Source organism: Kocuria sp. MNB10, from assembly GCF_054073685.1.
On the sequence record NZ_CM133411.1, the window covers coordinates 1029029 to 1046920 of the forward strand.

Here is a 17892-nt window from a genome sequence, read left to right on the forward strand (position 1 = left end):
GAGGAGACCCCCGTGAACGTCCTGGTCATCGTGCTGTACCTGATCGCCATGGTGGTGATCGGGCTGTGGGCGGCACGCCGCGCCCGCACCGCCACCGATTACCGGGTGGCCGGGCGCCGGCTGGGAACGGGGTTGTACACCTCCACGATGGCCGCCGTGGTCCTGGGCGGCGCCTCCACCGTGGGCGGTGTGGGTCTCGGGTACCAGTACGGGATCTCCGGGATGTGGCTCGTGGTGGCGATCGCCGTGGGCCTGGGGGTCCTGAGTCTGTTCTTCGCCGCGCGCATCCAGTCGCTCAAGGTCTTCACCGTCTCCCAGATGCTGCAGTTGCGCTACGGCGCCAAGGGCGGGGCCACGGCGTCCTCCTTCGTGATGCTCGCGTACACGATCATGATCGCGGTGACCTCCACCGCGGCGTACGCGGCGATCTTCTCCGTCCTGTTCCCGATCTCCCGGCCGTGGGCCATCCTCCTGGGTGGCGCCGTGGTGATCGCATACTCGGTGCTCGGTGGCATGTGGTCCATCACCCTCACGGACCTCATGCAATTCGTGTTCATGACCGTGGGGATCTTCGCGATCCTCCTGCCGTTCTCGCTGGCCGCCGGGGGTGGGTGGTCCGGGATCCGTGAGCGGCTGGACTCCTCCTTCTTCGACCTGGGCGCCATGGGTCTGCAGGGGATCATCACGCAGTTCGTGATCTACGGATTCGGCATGCTGATCGGGCAGGACATCTGGCAGCGCGTGTTCACCGCCCGCTCCCCCGGGGTCGCCCGCTGGGGCGGGGTGATCTCCGCCGGGTATGTGGCCCTGTACGGCGTGGCTGGCGCCCTGATCGGCACCGCTGCGGCCGCCGTTCTTCCCACCCTCGAGATGCCGGACGAGGCCTTCGCGACCATGGCCCAGCAGCACGTCCCCGTGGGCCTGGGTGGTGTGGTGCTCGCCGCGGGCGTCGCGGCCATGATGTCCACCGCCTCCGGGGCCACGATCGCCGCGGCCACCGTGGCGCGCGTGGACGTGGTCCCCACGCTGCGCGGCCTGTTCGGGGCGTCCGACGCCGACGTCGCCCGCTCCCGCTCCGAGGACGCCTCCGTCCTCAAGGACCGCGTCTACGTGGTGGTCGTGGGCCTGCTCATCACCGTGATGTCCATGCTGGTCAGCTCCACCGTGGTGGCCCTGACCATCGCCTACGACCTGTTGGTGGGCGGACTGCTCGTCGCGATCCTGGGCGGGCTGCTGTGGCCGCGCGCCACCGCGGCCGGCGCCATGTGGTCCATGGGGGTGGGGGTCGTCGCCACAGTGGCGGGCATGATGGTCTTCGGGGTGCTCGCCAACGCACCCATCTACATGGGGCTGATCACCTCCGCAGTGGTGTTCGTGGCGGTGTCACTCATGAGCAGGCCCACCCCGTCCGACGTCAGTCAGGAATGGAACCGACGGATTCAGGAGTCCAAGGCATGAGCAACGAGAACACGGTCACCGCCGCCCCCGGGGGGTTCGAGAACCCGGCGGGGGCGGCGTCGTCGTACCCCGAGCGCACCACGGCCCGCGCTGTCCTGGAGACGCTGCGCGGCTACGGGATCGACACGGTCTTCGGCATCCCGGGCACGCACTCGCTCGAGTTCTACCGGCCGCTGCGCGAGCTGGGGATCCGCCCGATCACCACGCGCCACGAACAGGGCGCGTCCTACGGCGCGGACGGTTGGTCCCAGGTGCGCGGGCTGCCCGGCGTGGTCATCACGACCTCCGGACCCGGTCTGCTCAACTCACTGTCCGGCGCGGCCACCGCGTACGCCGAGTCCCGGCCCATGATCCTGCTCTCCCCGGGGCGGCCCGTGGGACACGACTTCCGGGACATCGGCTCGCTGCACGAGACCAAGAACCCGTCCGCGGCGGTCAATGCGATCGTGGGGGTGTCCCGGCGCGTGACCTCTGCGGCCGAGGCCGTGACCATGATCCACGACGCCATGCGCGACTTCGCCCACTCCCGGCCGCGGCCCATCCACATCGAGATCCCCCTGGACATCCTTGAGGCCCCCGCGGACGTCCCCGAGTCCGCGACCGCACCCCGCCCCCTGGGCGAGCCCGCGCCGGCACCGGAGGCCGACGTCGCCGCGGCCGTCGAGGCGCTCGCCGCGAGTGAGCGCCCGGTCATCCTGGCCGGCGGTGGTTCCCTGGCCGCCGGGGAGCACCTGCTCGAGCTGGCCGAACTGCTCGAGGCACCCGTGATCACCACGACCAACGGCAAGGGAGCGATCCCCGAAAAACACCGGCTCTCCCTGGGCGCGGACCTGCGGCTGAGCACGGCCCACGAGTTCCTGCGCTCGCGCGACGCCCTGCTCGTGATCGGCTCCAAGGTGGGCGAGGCGGAGCTGTGGGGCGGCGACATCACCCCGCAGGGGCCCGTGGTGCGCGTGGACATCATGCGCGACCAGATGCTCTGCAACCTCACCCCGGACGTCGAGGTCCCGGGCAACTCCGCCGCGGTGGTCCCCCAGTTGCTCGCGGGTCTGCGGGCGCGGGCCGACGCCGGGGGGCCCGGCCACGCCGCCGGCTCGGGCGACGTCGCCGGCTCGGATGCGGCGGGCGACGTCGCGCCCTCCGCGCGGACGGCACCAGACCTGCGCGAGGTCTTCGATGCGATGGACGAGGAGGGCCGCACGTGGGCCCCCGAGCTCGCGGCGCTCAACGAGATCATCATGAACGTGGTCCCGGACGACACGATCCTGGCGGGCGACTCGTCCCAGGTGACCTACATGGGATCCACCACGTTCTTCCGCGCACCCGTTCCCCACTCCCTGCTCTACATGGGGACGTACGCGACGCTGGGTTACGGCCTGCCCGCGGCGATCGGCGCCAAGCTGGCCGCGCCCGAGCGCCCGGTGGTGTGCCTCGTGGGGGACGGCGCCCTGATGTTCTCCATCCAGGAACTGATGACCGCGGTGGAACTGGGCCTGGACCTGCCCGTGATCTGCGTGGACAACGGCGGCTACGGGGAGATCCGGCAGAACATGGTGGACCGCTCCATCCAGCCGCTCGGTGTGGACCTCGTGCAGCCGGACTGGGTGCGCTTGGCCGAGGGCTTCGGCGCCACTGGCCTCTCCGCGAGCATGGACATCCTCGCGGACACGGTGCGCACGGCGCTGGAGACCAAGGGGACGAGTTTGGTGCACCTCAAGATCTGAGCGTGCCCGCCTGGGGCGCGGCCGGGTGAGGCGTGCGGCCGGACGGAGGCGCATGCTTCACCGGCTCGACCGTCACGTTGCCCTTTCCACCTCCCTGGGCATTTCTAGTGGAGCGAATGCACGCAGGGCGGCAGAAATCTGCTTCGACGGAGTAAAAGCAAAGGCGCATCCAGCGCTCGCGCCGCAATCACGTGAGTCATCCGTTGGATCCAGGAGTGGGCACTCACTGGCCGTCGCGAGGCATGAGGTCTCCTAGCTGTACAGCTAGGAGACCGCCATCGTGGATGACCACTTGGTGGAGGAGACGCGCCGTCGCGTGGAGAGCAGCGAGCTCACGGACACCGGCCAGATCCATCGCGTCTACAAGAGCGACTCCCCCTGATTCTCACCACCGCAATCTAAGACCCATGACAGGAAGCACCATGACCCCTCCCAACCACACCACCTCGGCCCCGGCCGACGCCTCCGTGCAACGCCACCTCCGCAGCGCGATCGACGTGGCCGTGCGCAACGCCTCCGAGGACGGCGGCCCGTTCGGCGCCGTCGTCGTGACCGCGGACGGGCGCGAGTTCACGGCGGTCAACCGCGTCACCGCGGACAACGATCCCACCGCCCACGCCGAGGTCTCCGCGATCCGTGCCGCGTGCGCCGCCCTGGGCACGTACGACCTCAGCGGCGCCGTGCTCTACTCGAGCTGCGAACCGTGCCCCATGTGCCTGTCGTCCTCGCTGTGGGCGCGCTTGGACGCCGTGTACTTCGCCGCGGACCGCCACGACGCCGCGGACGGCGGCTTCGACGACGCCGTGTTCTACGACTTCTTCACCGCCACCCGGGCCCAGCGGGACGAACTGCTGCCCGTGCGCCACGTGGGCATCGACAACCGCACCAAACCCTTCGACACATGGGCGGCCAACACCTCCCGCACCGCGTACTGACCCGAATCCATCCACTGCACCACCGCATTCGGAGCACAACACGTGCTCACCATGTACGGCGCGATCGTTGCCGCCCCCTCATCATCGGCCAGACCGCGGGGCTGGCACCCGAACGTATCGCGCGGATGATCTCGTCCGGGCGGCGCACGCCCCGCACTCGCCCTTCGCGCAGCCTTCCTTGGCCCTGGTCAGTCCGCGTTCCCGCAGGAAGTCGAGCAGTCGGGTGTGGGGGCTGACGTCGTTGAACCCACATTGCCGACCGTTGATGGTCAATTGGATCTCGCTCATGGCGCTGAAGTCCTCGTGACAAGCCACCGGTCACGACGTGGAGTGTGGATCCTCAGCTGTTCCGGGAGCTCCCTGGTGTCGCACCAGTGCATTTCTTGGTTGCTCGCCCGGTAGATAGTCCGATGCAGGACCCGCCGTAGGCTTCCCTCAAGGAAACCCAGATCACATGTCGGCGCAATGCGCGGGGTCCGCCCTCAGTCCTTGTTGATGAGCTTTCCGATCCCACTGGCGGCGCACAACACGAACACGGTGCCGGCCAGGATCAGCAGGAAGAAGGGGATGGCCGGGGACGACAGGGTGGCCTCCGGGAACCAGGAAGCGCTCACGTAGGACACCCAGGCACACAGAATCAAGACTGCGCCACTGACGGCGAGGATGATTTCTCCCTTGAATTTCTTCATGGTCCTATCCCTTGAAATAGGGTGCGCCGAATGCCCTGACCATCCAGTAGTAATAACTGGCGGTGCCGATGCAGCGTTTGTGTTCGATGCCCGTGCTCACGTAGGTGCGTGTGCAGGTGGCATTCATGGCATTGCGGAATTCGCTGTCGCATTGCGCGCGGGAGCGGCCAGCGTCACCCTCGGCCAAGTAGCACACGTCGTGGGCGTTGCAGTCGGCGTTGAACAGCGCGTTCTGGTAGCCATGGCCGGGCACGGGGTTCGAACAGCCGTTGACCTGGGCCGATGCACTCATGCTCACCACCCCGGGGAAACGGTGGGGTGTGGTGGTCCGGGTCGCGTAGTCGATGTCCGCGGCAACCTGCGTCTCGCTGATGCCCGCGGCGTTGGCTGCTCGCACGATCCGGGCGTATTCGGATGCGGATATCCCCATCGATTCCGCCGTTGTCGTGGTCACCGGTTGCGCACTCGTCGTGGACACCGGCTCCGACGCGAAAGAATTCGTCACCAACAGGGCGAGGAACAGCAGGGCAAGGAGCGTGATTCCCGCTGTCCTGCGGACCATCCCACCTACGGCATCCATATCGATTCTTTCGCGTGGACGATGATGTGGACCCCAGCCTAGGAACCCCATGGTCCACGGACAATGGCCATCCGGCCACTTTCCCGGCTCTTCAACTTTGAGCGTGGTGGGGCCCTGAAGTAGGGCTCGCGGCCCTACGCCAGCATGGGTGTTGTCTAGACATCTCATGAGCGAGGACCGCGAGCGTGCACAAGCCTACGTTCGACGTCGATGCGGCGTCGATCCTGTTCAACCTGTCCGGTTACCGAGTCGTCTCGGCCACCCCTGGCGTCGGCGTTGAGCAACCGCGGCAGGTGCTGATCGAGACGACCACGAGCGAGGGCGTCTGCCCCTCCTGCGGGGTGCTGTCCTCGCGGATCCAGGCAAGACCTACCCAGCGCGTGAAGGACGTGCCGTGCGGGGGTGAGCGGCTCGACGTGCTCGTGCGCAAGCGCCGCTACGCCTGCCGTGAGTCGTTGTGCCCGCGGCGGTCGTTCACCGAGGAGACCGAGCAGCTGCCCGCGCGGGCGAGGGTCACGACCCGGCTGACCGAGCAGGTGATATCCGCCTGCCGGGCCGAGCCGCGGGCGGTGTCCCGGGTCGCGCACGAGGCGCACCTGTCCTGGCCCACGGTGATGCGGATGCTCACCACCACCCTGGACCTGGACACCGGCGTGGACCGCCGGCACGTGCGGCACCTGGGGATCGATGAGCACCGGTTCCGCACCGTGCGCTACCTGCGCGACCCGGACACCCACGCGGTGAAGCGGGTCGAGCCGTAGTCCATCGTGTTCACCGACCTGGACGACGGCGCGATCCTGGACGTCGTCGACGGCCGCCGCGGCTAGGTCGTCACCTCCTGGCTCGCGGCGCGGCCGCGGTGGTGGCGCCGGCGGGTGCAGGTCGTCGCCCTGGACATGTCGAGTGAGTTCCGGGCCGCGGTCCGCAAGGCACTACCGCGGGCGAAGGTCAGCGTGGACCACTGGCACGTGGTGCGGCTGGCCAACGAGATGGTCACCAAGGTGAGGAGGCGCCGGGTGTGGGAGCTGCACGAGCGCCGAGGGCGGGCGACCGACACCCCGTGGAAGTACCGCAAGCTGCTCACCTGCGCCGGTGACCGGCTCACCGTCCGGCAGCGCACCAAGCTGCAGCAGATCCTGGCCGAGGACGTCGAGCTGGCCGTCGCGTGGGGCATCAAGGAACACGTCCGCCAGGTCCTCACCGCCACCGACACGCCCTCCTTCCAGCGGCACTGGGCCCGCCTTGAGAGCGCCGTGCGAGCCACCCACCTGCCCGAGCCGGCCGCGCTGTTCCGGACCCTGCTGGCCTGGCGTCGTGAGCTGCTCACCTTCTGCCGAACCAGGGTCACGAACGCTCGCACCGAGGCGGCGAACCTGACCGCCAAGACGATCAAGAGGGTCGGGCGCGGGTACCGCAACCATCGGAACTACAGATGCCGCATCATTGGCTATGCGCCCCGACCGATCGCGGCGTGAACACCCAGCACCACGCTCAAAGTTGAAGAGCCAAATTGAGTCCAGTACAATATTGTTGTCGCGATGTCGAGGAGGCATACCGATGAACCCCATCCGCTACCACGATGACGTCGAGGTCCCCGTCGAGAACGAGGCCGAGATCTCCCAGCGAATCGTCGAACGAATGGCCGCCACCCAGGCGGAGAACGCCGACCGTCACCGCCACGCCCACCGCGACGCGCACGCCAAGAGCCACGCGATCATCACCGGGCAACTCACCGTCCACGACGACCTGCCGCACGAGCTCGCGCAGGGCATCTTCGCCACCCCCGGCACCCACGAGGTCGTCGCCCGCCTCTCGTCGGCACCCGGCGACATCCACTCCGACGAGATCCCTGCCCCGCGGGGTTTCGCGCTCAAGATCATCGGCGTGGAGGGCGAGCGCCTGTCCCCCGACCTCGGTGGCGCCAACCAGGACTTCCTCATGGTGAACTTCCCGACGCTCGCGTTCGGCACCGTGACCAAGTACGAGGACATGCTCGACATCCTCGAGAAGAACGCGAGCAACCCGGCCGCCGCGCAGAAGGCGGTCTCCGCCGCCGCCCGGGGCATCGCCTCGATCACCGAGAAACTCGGTCGCACCCCCGGCGCGACCGTCCAGGGCCTCGCGAACGACTACTCCCACATGCTCGGTGAGACCTTCTACACCCAGGCCGCGATCCGTTACGGCGACCACGTCGCCAAGATGTCCCTCGCGCCGACCGGGGAGGTCGCCGAGCTCACCGGCGTCGACGTCGGCGACGACTTCGACGCGATGCGTACCGCGGTCGTCCGCCACTTCATGACCAAGGGCGCGACGTACGAGCTGCGGGCGCAGCTGTGCACCGACCTGAAGACCATGCCCGTCGAGGACGCCGCCGTGCTCTGGGACGAGGACGAGTCCCCGTTCCGCGTGGTCGCGACGGTCCGTTTCGACCCGCAAGACGTCGGCGGACCCGCCCGTCGGGTCGCCGGTGACGACCACCTCGCGTTCAACCCGTGGAACGGAGTCGAGGCCCATCGGCCCCTCGGGTCGATCATGCGCGTGCGCAAGCTCGCCTACGAGTCGTCCTCCGTGCAGCGTCACCACCTCAACGACGTGACGCGCCACGAGCCCGACGCCCTCACCGAGATCCCCACCTGAACTCCGAACCGGAGGAGAGAACCGTGACCGACCACTCCGACACGACGACCGGCGACCCCCGCATCGCACACGAATCCAAGCTGGAGGAACTCCGCCGCCTCATCGGCGAGATCGCGGAGGACGCCCCGCAGATCGGTCGGATCGCCGCCGAGGCCATCCTCGCCGACCGCGAACCCGACCTCGAGGGCACGGCGCATTCCGCCGGCCGCGCGGGCATCCAGTCCGGCAACGTCTCCGAACTCACCGCCATCGCCGACCTCAAGCCCGGTGGCGCCAACCGCCTTCGCCGGATCTTCTCGCTCACCGGCGGCAACTTCGACGGAGCCCAGCGCGTCTCCACCCTGCACAACATGCGGTTCGTGTTCCTCGACGACGACACCCGCATCCTCTTCGCGACCGCCTACGACGGGGACTGGGACACCTACATCGACGACTTCGCGACGAAGATCCCCGAGCTCATGGACCTGTTGTTCGCCAACGTCGAGGGGTGGCCCGGTATCGACTCGCCCGACGTCAAGGACTACATCGCGAATCACCAGATCGATGCGGCCGGCTGGTTCGTCGCCAATCCGCAGGCCACCGTCGTCGACGTGCGCCGCTACCAGCGCACCGACAAGGCTCTGCAGACCTTCCTCGACCGCATGGCGGAGAACTCCGCCATGGACGCGACGACCCGCGAGGCGCTCACCGAGCTGACGAAGGCGCTGTCGACGCCCGAGGGAGTGGATTATTGATGGCGGGGCTGCTGCAGCACCTGCGCGAACGGTTCCGGCAGGAACGCGTCACGGTCGACCTCGAGGACATCCAGGCGCTCATCCTGCGCTCGCGCCCGGAACCGTACGTCGGCATCCACGCCGCGCTGCGCATCGACGAGGCGGAGGGTGGCCGCGCCCTGCTCGGCAAGCTCGTCGACCACGTGCCCTCGGCGAAAGACTGGACCGAGGAGCTGCACGCGTGGACCGGGGTCGCCCTCAGCCACGACGGCCTCACAGCACTCGGACTCCCCGAGGAGTCGCTCTCGAGCTTCCCCCTGCCGTTCCGTCAGGGGATGGCCGCGCGGGCGGAGCAGCTCCGCGACACCGGCGAGAACGCGCCGGAGACGTGGGAGGAGCTGTACCGCGGAGACGACTTCCACATCGCCGTGACGATCTACGCCGACGGTGAGGAGGCCCTCGAGGAGGCGAGGTCGAAGGCCCTCGGCGTCCTCGACGACACCCCCGGCGTCACCCTGTTGCGGTCGCACCCCTTCGGCGCCGACGAGGACGCCGAGAACCCGTTCGGGTTCCGTGACTCGATCAGCCAGCCCGTCGTCGCGGGTGCGGGCGTCGAGGCCCTCCCCGGGGAGGGTCCGGCGATCGCCGCGGGCGAGTTCATCCTCGGCGAGGACAGCGAAACCGGCGCGCCCGTCGCGATGCCGAGTCCTGACGTCCTCGGCCGCAACGGTTCGTTCGTGGTGTTCCGCAAGTACGACAGTCGCGTGGGCGCGTGGAACGACTTCCTGCGGGAGCACGGCGACAGCGTCGAGGCGCAGGACCGGCTCGGCGCGAAGATGGTCGGACGGTGGCGTTCCGGAGCGCCGCTCGAGCTGGCCCCCCAGGCCGACGATCCCGAGCTCGGCGCCGACCCGATGCGCAACAACGACTTCGACTACGACGACGACGCGACCGGGTTCGTGTGTCCGCACGCGGCCCACTCCCGTCGTCTCAATCCGCGCGGTTCAGAGCTCACCATCCTCTCGGACGAGAACATCCACCGGATCATCCGGCGCTCCTCGACGTTCGGCCCCAAGTGGACCCGCGACGTCACGGCGGCGGACGACGACGGATCGCGCGGCATCGTGTTCATCTTCATCAGCGCCCGCGCCTACGACACGGTGGAATTCCTCCAGCAGGAGTGGATCAACCGGGGCAACTTCATCGACCTCGGCACGGAACGAGACCCCGTCGTGGGCCTCCACGAAGAGCCGGGCGTGTTCACCATCCCCGCGGAGCCGGTGCGCCGCCGTGTCGACGGCGTGACGACGTTCAACCGCCTCCGCGGCGGGCAGAACATGTTCATGCCCTCCCTCACCGCCCTGCGCTGGATCGCCGACGCGGGCTGGGAGAGCTGACCAGGCCGGCGGATCGAGACCGGTGCTCGCCCGGTCGTCCGCACCGGCGATGAACGAGAGGCCCCCTCCCAACCCGGGAGGGGGCCTCTCGACTTGGAACGCCGTGGCTCTGGGGCCGTCCGCGCCCTCGGACCTCACGAGGGCGAGCACGCGCTCGACGCGCTCAGCCGTGTCGATGGCCCCCCTGCCCCCTTCCTCACCCCGCATGACGTCATCGATGACGTCATCCGGGGGGCGGGGGTCAGGTGGTCGCGAGTTCCAGGACCTGGGCGGCGACCTCGCGGGCGGCGGGGACGGCGGACTCGACGAAGGAGGTGCGGGTGCGGCGTTCGACGAGGTCCTCCACCGTGAGGGCGCCCTCCGCCAGCACGCCGAAGAGCATCTCCGCACCGGTGTAGGCGACGCCCTCGGCGACGGGGCCCGCGAACCGGGGGTACCGACGGCCCAACTCCGCGACACGACCGGCCTCGGTGCCGTAACGGCGCACGAGACGGGTCGGTTCCTCGAGACGGGCCAGCACCTCCCGCGGCGCCGCGCCCACGAGCGGGAGCGTCCTCGTCCGGCACTCCCGGTCCGTCCCGAGACGACGGCAGGCGGCGTCCACGGCGTCCTCGGCCATCGTGCGATAGGTCGTGAGCTTGCCCCCGGCGATCGTCAGGGGCCGGCCAGGTTCGTCGATGAGCAGGTGCCGTCGGGACACGTCGGCGGTCGCGCCCGCCTCGACGAGTGCGCGCTCCGCGCCCTCCGACAGATCCCCCGACGCGCCGTGCTCGCGCCTCTCCCCGAACCCGTGCCTCCCGATCCGCCTCTTCGTCCCTCCCGTCGACCCGCCCGACGGAGTCGGCAGCACCAACGGCCGCAGCCCGGCGAACCGGCCCACCACGTCCTGCCTGGTCAGGGGGCGCTCCAGCGCGCGGTTGATCGTGGCGAGGAGGAAGTCCTCGTCGGATTCCGGCACCGGCGGAGCGATGCCGTCGACCCCGGGAGCGGCGTCGTCGGTGAGGCCGACGAGCACGAGGCCGTCGCTCTGTGGCAGAGCGAACACGAACCGGCCGAAGTGACCCGGCACCGGCGCGGTGAACACGGCGCTGGGACACCCGAGCGCCTCGGCCCGCACGACCAGGTGGGATCCGCGGCTCGGCGAGATCCGCAACGACGGGTCGTGTTCACCGGCCCACACGCCGGTCGCCGAGACGACCGTGCCCCGAGCCTCGACGCTCTCGCCCGTCGTCTCGTCCGTGAGGGTGAGTCGGTCCTCACGCAGGTCGGTCGCGGCGCACCGGGTGAGGACGTCCGCGCCGTGCGCCGCGGCGGTGCGGGCCAGCGCGATCACGAGGCGGGCGTCGTCCTCGAGCTGACCGTCGGTGTAGTAGACGGCACCGCGCAAGGGCCCTACCCCCGGATCTTGGACACGGGGTGTGATTACGCAGCCGTCGGCAGCGTAGCGGTGTTGCCGGTCTCGTAGAGGACCGGCGGGACGTAGCGGCACCACGAATGGCGTCGCTTGGTGTTGTAGCGGACGAGCCACCTGAAGACCTGCCGGCGGCAGACCAGTTCGTTGCTCCAGCAGGCGGCGTCTTGGAGAACCTCGCGCTTCATGGTGGCGTTGAACGACTCGGCCAACGCGTTGTCCGCGCTGGACCCGACGGCGCCCATGGACTGGGTGACGCCGAGCTTGCGACAGAGCTTGGCGTAGTCCTTCGAGCAGTAGACCGACCCGTGGTCGCTGTGAAATACGCTGCCCTTGAGGGTGCCCCGGGTTGCGGCGGCGGCCTTCAACGCGTCCTCGACGAGCTCGGTACGCATGTGGTCAGCGATGGCCCACCCGACAAGCCGACGGCTGTAGCAGTCGATCACGGTCGCCAGGTAGAGGTTCGTGCCGTCGGCGATCGGCAGATAGGTGATGTCGCCGACGTAGCGCAGCCCTGGCGCCGGGGCGGTGAAGTCGCGCTTGAGCAGGTCGGGGTACTTCTGGCCAGACGGTTCGGGGATCGTGGTCCGCACCCGCCGCTTCTTCACATAGCGGCTCTTCAACTTTGAGCGTGGTGGGGCCCTGAAGTAGGGCTCGCGGCCCTACGCCAGCATGGGTGTTGTCTAGACATCTCATGAGCGAGGACCGCGAGCGTGCACAAGCCTACGTTCGACGTCGATGCGGCGTCGATCCTGTTCAACCTGTCCGGTTACCGAGTCGTCTCGGCCACCCCTGGCGTCGGCGTTGAGCAACCGCGGCAGGTGCTGATCGAGACGACCACGAGCGAGGGCGTCTGCCCCTCCTGCGGGGTGCTGTCCTCGCGGATCCAGGCAAGACCTACCCAGCGCGTGAAGGACGTGCCGTGCGGGGGTGAGCGGCTCGACGTGCTCGTGCGCAAGCGCCGCTACGCCTGCCGTGAGTCGTTGTGCCCGCGGCGGTCGTTCACCGAGGAGACCGAGCAGCTGCCCGCGCGGGCGAGGGTCACGACCCGGCTGACCGAGCAGGTGATATCCGCCTGCCGGGCCGAGCCGCGGGCGGTGTCCCGGGTCGCGCACGAGGCGCACCTGTCCTGGCCCACGGTGATGCGGATGCTCACCACCACCCTGGACCTGGACACCGGCGTGGACCGCCGGCACGTGCGGCACCTGGGGATCGATGAGCACCGGTTCCGCACCGTGCGCTACCTGCGCGACCCGGACACCCACGCGGTGAAGCGGGTCGAGCCGTAGTCCATCGTGTTCACCGACCTGGACGACGGCGCGATCCTGGACGTCGTCGACGGCCGCCGCGGCTAGGTCGTCACCTCCTGGCTCGCGGCGCGGCCGCGGTGGTGGCGCCGGCGGGTGCAGGTCGTCGCCCTGGACATGTCGAGTGAGTTCCGGGCCGCGGTCCGCAAGGCACTACCGCGGGCGAAGGTCAGCGTGGACCACTGGCACGTGGTGCGGCTGGCCAACGAGATGGTCACCAAGGTGAGGAGGCGCCGGGTGTGGGAGCTGCACGAGCGCCGAGGGCGGGCGACCGACACCCCGTGGAAGTACCGCAAGCTGCTCACCTGCGCCGGTGACCGGCTCACCGTCCGGCAGCGCACCAAGCTGCAGCAGATCCTGGCCGAGGACGTCGAGCTGGCCGTCGCGTGGGGCATCAAGGAACACGTCCGCCAGGTCCTCACCGCCACCGACACGCCCTCCTTCCAGCGGCACTGGGCCCGCCTTGAGAGCGCCGTGCGAGCCACCCACCTGCCCGAGCCGGCCGCGCTGTTCCGGACCCTGCTGGCCTGGCGTCGTGAGCTGCTCACCTTCTGCCGAACCAGGGTCACGAACGCTCGCACCGAGGCGGCGAACCTGACCGCCAAGACGATCAAGAGGGTCGGGCGCGGGTACCGCAACCATCGGAACTACAGATGCCGCATCATTGGCTATGCGCCCCGACCGATCGCGGCGTGAACACCCAGCACCACGCTCAAAGTTGAAGAGCCCACATAGCCCCGGATTCCTTGCAGCCGCATCACCCTGGCGACGCGCTTGTGGTTTACCCGCTCACCGGCAGGCGCGCTGTCGTTGAGCTCGGCGGTGATCCGTGGCGCACCCTGGGTGTTGTCCTCGGCATGGACAGCCCTGATCCGCTCTGCCAGCGCCGCGTCGTCAGCTGCCCTGGCTTCTCGGGCCGGGGCAGTCTTGAGCCAGACGTAGTAGGACGAGCGCTCGATCTCGACGAGCTCACACAGTCGCTTCACCTCGAAGGTGGCGGAGTTGTCGGCGACGAACTGGAAGCGACTCACCAGCCCGTCTCCCCAGCGAAATACTTGGCCGCCCGCTGGAGGATCTCCCGCTCGGTGGTCAGCTTCGTCGTCTCGACCTCGAGCTCGTTGACCCGGGCCTCGAGCCGGGCGATCTTCTGCTCAGGCGTCTCACCGGCGGGACCCGTAGGGCTTGTCGGCGACGGCTTGGACTGCAGTGGGCTGGAGGTCAATGTCCCGTCAGCGGCGGTCTTCTTGCCGGTCCCGTAGACCTCGAGCCAGTGCCGCAGCGTGCCGCGCACGATGCCGAGATCCTCGGCGATGCCGCGGACCGTGGCGCCCGGGGTGGACTCGTACAAGTCGACGGCCTGACGACGGAACTCCTCGGAGTAGTTCTTCCTGGCCATGATTCCTGGATCATCTCGCTTCCCCAGCAGGTGCTGGATTCAGCGTGTCCAAGAACCGGGGTCAAGCCCCGACGTGCGCCCGATCTACACCGCCCCGACCGCGGCCGCGGCCAGGGACCGGTTCGAGGAGTTCGCCGAGAAATGGGGCAAGCCCTACCCGGCGATCGTGCGGCTGTGGGAGAACGCCTGGGCGGAGTTCATCCCGTTCCTGGACTACGACATCGAGATCCGCAAGGTGATCTGCTCGACCAACGCGATCGAGTCCCTCAACGCCCGCTACCGCCGGGCGATCCGCGCCCGGGGCCACTTCCCCAACGAGCAGGCCGCGATGAAGACCCTGTACCTCGTCACTCGGAGTCTGGACCCCAAGGGCACCGGACAGACACGATGGACCATGCGCTGGAAGCCAGCGTTGAACGCCTTTGCTATCACCTTCGCCGACCGCATGCCGGCCGCCGAAGACCGCTGACCATGAAAACGCCACTTACACCGTTAGGCGGACAGTCCCTCGTCAAGACCTGTGGATCGGCGAGTTCTACGGGTTGTTCGCGGTGAGCTCGGGTCTGTCCGTTAAACGGTGTGTGGGGTCCGGCGGTTCTCATTAGTGAGTGGTTCTTTCGAACCGTCCGGCGAAGGTGATCGCGAACGCGTTCAGCGCGGGCTTCCACCTCATCATCCAGCGTGCCCTCCCGCCGCCGGTGGGGTCAAGCGAGCGTGTCACCAGGTACAAGCACTTCAACGCCGCTTGCTCGTTCGGGAAGTGTCCGCGGGCTCGGACGGCCCGCCGGTATCTCGCGTTGATCGACTTGATCGCGTTGGTCGTGCAGATCACTTGACGGATCTCGACGTCGTATTCGAGGAACGGCACGAACTCCGCCCAGGAGTTGCGCCAGAGCTGCACGATCGCTGGATACCGCTCACCCCACTCGGCGGCGAACTCCTCGAACCTGTCCTTCGCCGCCTGCTCGGACGGGGCCGTGTAAACGGGCTTGAGCGAACGGACGATCGCATCCCGGTGCTGCCGGCCGGCATAACGGAACGAGTTGCGGATCAGGTGCACGATGCACTGCTGCACGACCGCCTGCTCCCAGGTGGTGTTGATCGCTTCCGGCAACCCCTTGAGGCCGTCGCACACCGCGATCAGCACGTCCTCGACCCCGCGGTTCTTCAGCTCGCTGAACACCTGCAGCCAGAACCTCGCCCCTTCCGCGCCGTCGCCGGCCCAGATACCCAGGATGTCGCGTTCCCCGTTCGTCGTGACGCCCATGACGACGTAGAACGGGGTGTTGCGGACCTGCCCGTCACGAACCTTCACCACGATCGCGTCGACGAAGATCACCGGATAGATCGCATCCAGCGGGCGGGAAGCCCACTCCGCGAGTTCCCCGGTGACCTTCTCGGTAATCTGGCTGATCGTGTCCTTGGAGACCTTCGCCCCATAGACCTCGTCGAAGTGAGCGGCGATCTCCCCGGTCGTCAGCCCGCGCGCGGTCAGCGACAGCACGATCTGATCGATCCCGTCCAGCCGGCGCTTGCGCTTGGGCACGATCACCGGCTCGAACGACCCGTCACGATCCCGAGGAACCTCGATCTCCACCGGCCCGATCTCGGTGAGCACCGTCTTTGTCCGGGTCCCATTGCGCATGTTCACCCCCATTGGGGTCTCGCCGTGCTCGTGACCGAGATGCTCGGTCAGCTCAGCGTTCAGCGCGGTCTCAAGCACGTTTTTCGTGAGCTGGTTTAGCAGGCCTCCTGGCCCGACCAGGCTCACACCCTGCTCCTTCGCCTGCGCCAGTAAGCGCGCGGCGAGGTCTTTCTGATCGATGATCTCTCCCGTCACGGGATCAATCATCTCGTCGTCCAACAAATCGGTCGTGTCAGCCACGGCCGTCTCCTCTCGGATCAGGCCGGACCCTCACACACCGTTCTTCTGACAGTCCCGTGAGCTCGACTTGGTAGCCGTCGGTGTTCGATAGGTTGGCGGCGTAGGTCTGTGGACCGCCGGCGTGGGGGTGTTTGTTGGCGAACATGAGTGCCCAGCCGTGGTCGGCGGCTGCCGCGGTGAGGGCATTGACGCGGTCGTGGTCGCCGGCGTGGAAGGCCAGGTGGTTGAGCCCGGGGCGCTTCCGGTTGTGTGGTTTCACCAGCATGTCGGGTGACTGCTCGATCACGATGTAGGTGCTGTCGAGTCGCCAACTGCGTCCGCCTGGCCATTCTTGGCTCTTCAACTTTGAGCGTGGTGGGGCCCTGAAGTAGGGCTCGCGGCCCTACGCCAGCATGGGTGTTGTCTAGACATCTCATGAGCGAGGACCGCGAGCGTGCACAAGCCTACGTTCGACGTCGATGCGGCGTCGATCCTGTTCAACCTGTCCGGTTACCGAGTCGTCTCGGCCACCCCTGGCGTCGGCGTTGAGCAACCGCGGCAGGTGCTGATCGAGACGACCACGAGCGAGGGCGTCTGCCCCTCCTGCGGGGTGCTGTCCTCGCGGATCCAGGCAAGACCTACCCAGCGCGTGAAGGACGTGCCGTGCGGGGGTGAGCGGCTCGACGTGCTCGTGCGCAAGCGCCGCTACGCCTGCCGTGAGTCGTTGTGCCCGCGGCGGTCGTTCACCGAGGAGACCGAGCAGCTGCCCGCGCGGGCGAGGGTCACGACCCGGCTGACCGAGCAGGTGATATCCGCCTGCCGGGCCGAGCCGCGGGCGGTGTCCCGGGTCGCGCACGAGGCGCACCTGTCCTGGCCCACGGTGATGCGGATGCTCACCACCACCCTGGACCTGGACACCGGCGTGGACCGCCGGCACGTGCGGCACCTGGGGATCGATGAGCACCGGTTCCGCACCGTGCGCTACCTGCGCGACCCGGACACCCACGCGGTGAAGCGGGTCGAGCCGTAGTCCATCGTGTTCACCGACCTGGACGACGGCGCGATCCTGGACGTCGTCGACGGCCGCCGCGGCTAGGTCGTCACCTCCTGGCTCGCGGCGCGGCCGCGGTGGTGGCGCCGGCGGGTGCAGGTCGTCGCCCTGGACATGTCGAGTGAGTTCCGGGCCGCGGTCCGCAAGGCACTACCGCGGGCGAAGGTCAGCGTGGACCACTGGCACGTGGTGCGGCTGGCCAACGAGATGGTCACCAAGGTGAGGAGGCGCCGGGTGTGGGAGCTGCACGAGCGCCGAGGGCGGGCGACCGACACCCCGTGGAAGTACCGCAAGCTGCTCACCTGCGCCGGTGACCGGCTCACCGTCCGGCAGCGCACCAAGCTGCAGCAGATCCTGGCCGAGGACGTCGAGCTGGCCGTCGCGTGGGGCATCAAGGAACACGTCCGCCAGGTCCTCACCGCCACCGACACGCCCTCCTTCCAGCGGCACTGGGCCCGCCTTGAGAGCGCCGTGCGAGCCACCCACCTGCCCGAGCCGGCCGCGCTGTTCCGGACCCTGCTGGCCTGGCGTCGTGAGCTGCTCACCTTCTGCCGAACCAGGGTCACGAACGCTCGCACCGAGGCGGCGAACCTGACCGCCAAGACGATCAAGAGGGTCGGGCGCGGGTACCGCAACCATCGGAACTACAGATGCCGCATCATTGGCTATGCGCCCCGACCGATCGCGGCGTGAACACCCAGCACCACGCTCAAAGTTGAAGAGCCACTTT

Annotated in this window: 12 protein-coding genes and 6 pseudogenes; 10 read left to right on the forward strand and 8 right to left on the reverse strand. The window is 68.5% G+C overall.

All coding sequences use genetic code 11. The annotated features are described in order from the left end of the window. The first annotated feature begins 12 nt into the window (after positions 1 to 12). The 3 genes from ACW9PK_RS04550 (at position 13) to ACW9PK_RS04560 (ending at position 4117) form a co-directional block, all read left to right on the forward strand. On the forward strand, positions 13 to 1458 hold the full coding sequence (locus ACW9PK_RS04550) for a sodium:solute symporter (protein ID WP_144999192.1): 1446 nt from the start codon (positions 13 to 15) through the stop codon (positions 1456 to 1458). Next, positions 1455 to 3182, forward strand: coding sequence for a thiamine pyrophosphate-binding protein (locus tag ACW9PK_RS04555; RefSeq protein ID WP_457016747.1), 1728 nt, complete (start codon positions 1455 to 1457; stop codon positions 3180 to 3182). Before ACW9PK_RS04550 ends, ACW9PK_RS04555 begins: the two co-directional genes overlap by 4 nt. 422 nt (positions 3183 to 3604) lie before the next feature. Continuing rightward, positions 3605 to 4117: a nucleoside deaminase gene (locus ACW9PK_RS04560; protein ID WP_193520097.1), complete on the forward strand. Its 513-nt coding sequence runs from the start codon at positions 3605 to 3607 to the stop codon at positions 4115 to 4117. Between the two features lie 81 nt (positions 4118 to 4198). Here the strand turns inward: ACW9PK_RS04560 and ACW9PK_RS04565 are convergent, their stop codons facing one another. From ACW9PK_RS04565 to ACW9PK_RS04575, 3 genes are all read right to left on the reverse strand, one after another. Further along, positions 4199 to 4405 carry a 2Fe-2S iron-sulfur cluster-binding protein gene (locus ACW9PK_RS04565; RefSeq protein WP_457016750.1) on the reverse strand — a complete coding sequence of 69 codons (207 nt, stop codon included), beginning with the start codon at positions 4403 to 4405 and terminating at the stop codon, positions 4199 to 4201. A gap of 194 nt (positions 4406 to 4599) precedes the next feature. Beyond that, a complete protein-coding gene (locus ACW9PK_RS04570; RefSeq protein ID WP_035964387.1) occupies positions 4600 to 4806 on the reverse strand; it encodes a hypothetical protein in 207 nt (68 codons plus the stop codon). A 4-nt stretch (positions 4807 to 4810) separates the two neighbouring features. Beyond that, positions 4811 to 5368 (reverse strand): hypothetical protein, encoded by a 558-nt coding sequence (locus ACW9PK_RS04575; RefSeq protein WP_457016753.1) that lies wholly within the window; start codon positions 5366 to 5368, stop codon positions 4811 to 4813. A 203-nt stretch (positions 5369 to 5571) separates the two neighbouring features. Here ACW9PK_RS04575 and ACW9PK_RS04580 point away from each other — a divergent pair. The 4 genes and pseudogenes from ACW9PK_RS04580 (at position 5572) to ACW9PK_RS04595 (ending at position 10133) form a co-directional block, all read left to right on the forward strand. Continuing rightward, positions 5572 to 6861: pseudogene (locus tag ACW9PK_RS04580) on the forward strand (ISL3 family transposase). 82 nt (positions 6862 to 6943) lie between these two features. Then, positions 6944 to 8023: a catalase family protein gene (locus tag ACW9PK_RS04585; protein WP_019310331.1), complete on the forward strand. Its 1080-nt coding sequence runs from the start codon at positions 6944 to 6946 to the stop codon at positions 8021 to 8023. 23 nt (positions 8024 to 8046) lie between these two features. Then, positions 8047 to 8757, forward strand: a complete 711-nt coding sequence (locus ACW9PK_RS04590) for a hypothetical protein (protein WP_019310330.1) — start codon at positions 8047 to 8049, stop codon at positions 8755 to 8757. Next, positions 8757 to 10133 (forward strand): Dyp-type peroxidase, encoded by a 1377-nt coding sequence (locus ACW9PK_RS04595; protein ID WP_019310329.1) that lies wholly within the window; start codon positions 8757 to 8759, stop codon positions 10131 to 10133. Before ACW9PK_RS04590 ends, ACW9PK_RS04595 begins: the two co-directional genes overlap by 1 nt. 241 nt (positions 10134 to 10374) lie before the next feature. Here the strand turns inward: ACW9PK_RS04595 and ACW9PK_RS04600 are convergent, their stop codons facing one another. Together ACW9PK_RS04600 and ACW9PK_RS04605 are read right to left on the reverse strand one after the other, a co-directional pair. Further along, complete coding sequence (locus ACW9PK_RS04600) at positions 10375 to 11520, reverse strand: glycerol-3-phosphate dehydrogenase/oxidase (protein WP_019310328.1); 1146 nt, start codon at positions 11518 to 11520, stop codon at positions 10375 to 10377. Between the two features lie 35 nt (positions 11521 to 11555). Beyond that, positions 11556 to 12155, reverse strand: a pseudogene (locus tag ACW9PK_RS04605) (IS3 family transposase); the annotation flags it as partial. A gap of 102 nt (positions 12156 to 12257) precedes the next feature. Here ACW9PK_RS04605 and ACW9PK_RS04610 point away from each other — a divergent pair. Then, positions 12258 to 13547: pseudogene (locus ACW9PK_RS04610) on the forward strand (ISL3 family transposase). 32 nt (positions 13548 to 13579) lie between these two features. On the opposite strand, the pseudogene ACW9PK_RS04615 reads toward ACW9PK_RS04610, so the two are convergent. Continuing rightward, positions 13580 to 14247, reverse strand: a pseudogene (locus tag ACW9PK_RS04615) (transposase); the annotation flags it as partial. 70 nt (positions 14248 to 14317) lie between these two features. Between ACW9PK_RS04615 and ACW9PK_RS04620 the strand changes: the two are divergent. After that, a pseudogene (locus ACW9PK_RS04620) lies at positions 14318 to 14716 on the forward strand (transposase); the annotation flags it as partial. Positions 14717 to 14848: 132 nt separating this feature from the next. Here the strand turns inward: ACW9PK_RS04620 and ACW9PK_RS04625 are convergent. Both ACW9PK_RS04625 and ACW9PK_RS04630 read right to left on the reverse strand, forming a co-directional pair. Beyond that, the gene (locus ACW9PK_RS04625; RefSeq protein WP_457017158.1) at positions 14849 to 16099 is read right to left on the reverse strand and encodes an IS256 family transposase; all 1251 of its coding nucleotides are present in this window, start codon (positions 16097 to 16099) and stop codon (positions 14849 to 14851) included. Between the two features lie 25 nt (positions 16100 to 16124). Next, positions 16125 to 16418: a hypothetical protein gene (locus tag ACW9PK_RS04630; protein WP_457016757.1), complete on the reverse strand. Its 294-nt coding sequence runs from the start codon at positions 16416 to 16418 to the stop codon at positions 16125 to 16127. Between the two features lie 147 nt (positions 16419 to 16565). On the opposite strand from ACW9PK_RS04630, the pseudogene ACW9PK_RS04635 reads away from it, so the two are divergent. Further along, positions 16566 to 17855 (forward strand): annotated as a pseudogene (locus ACW9PK_RS04635) (ISL3 family transposase). Positions 17856 to 17892 lie beyond the last annotated feature (37 nt).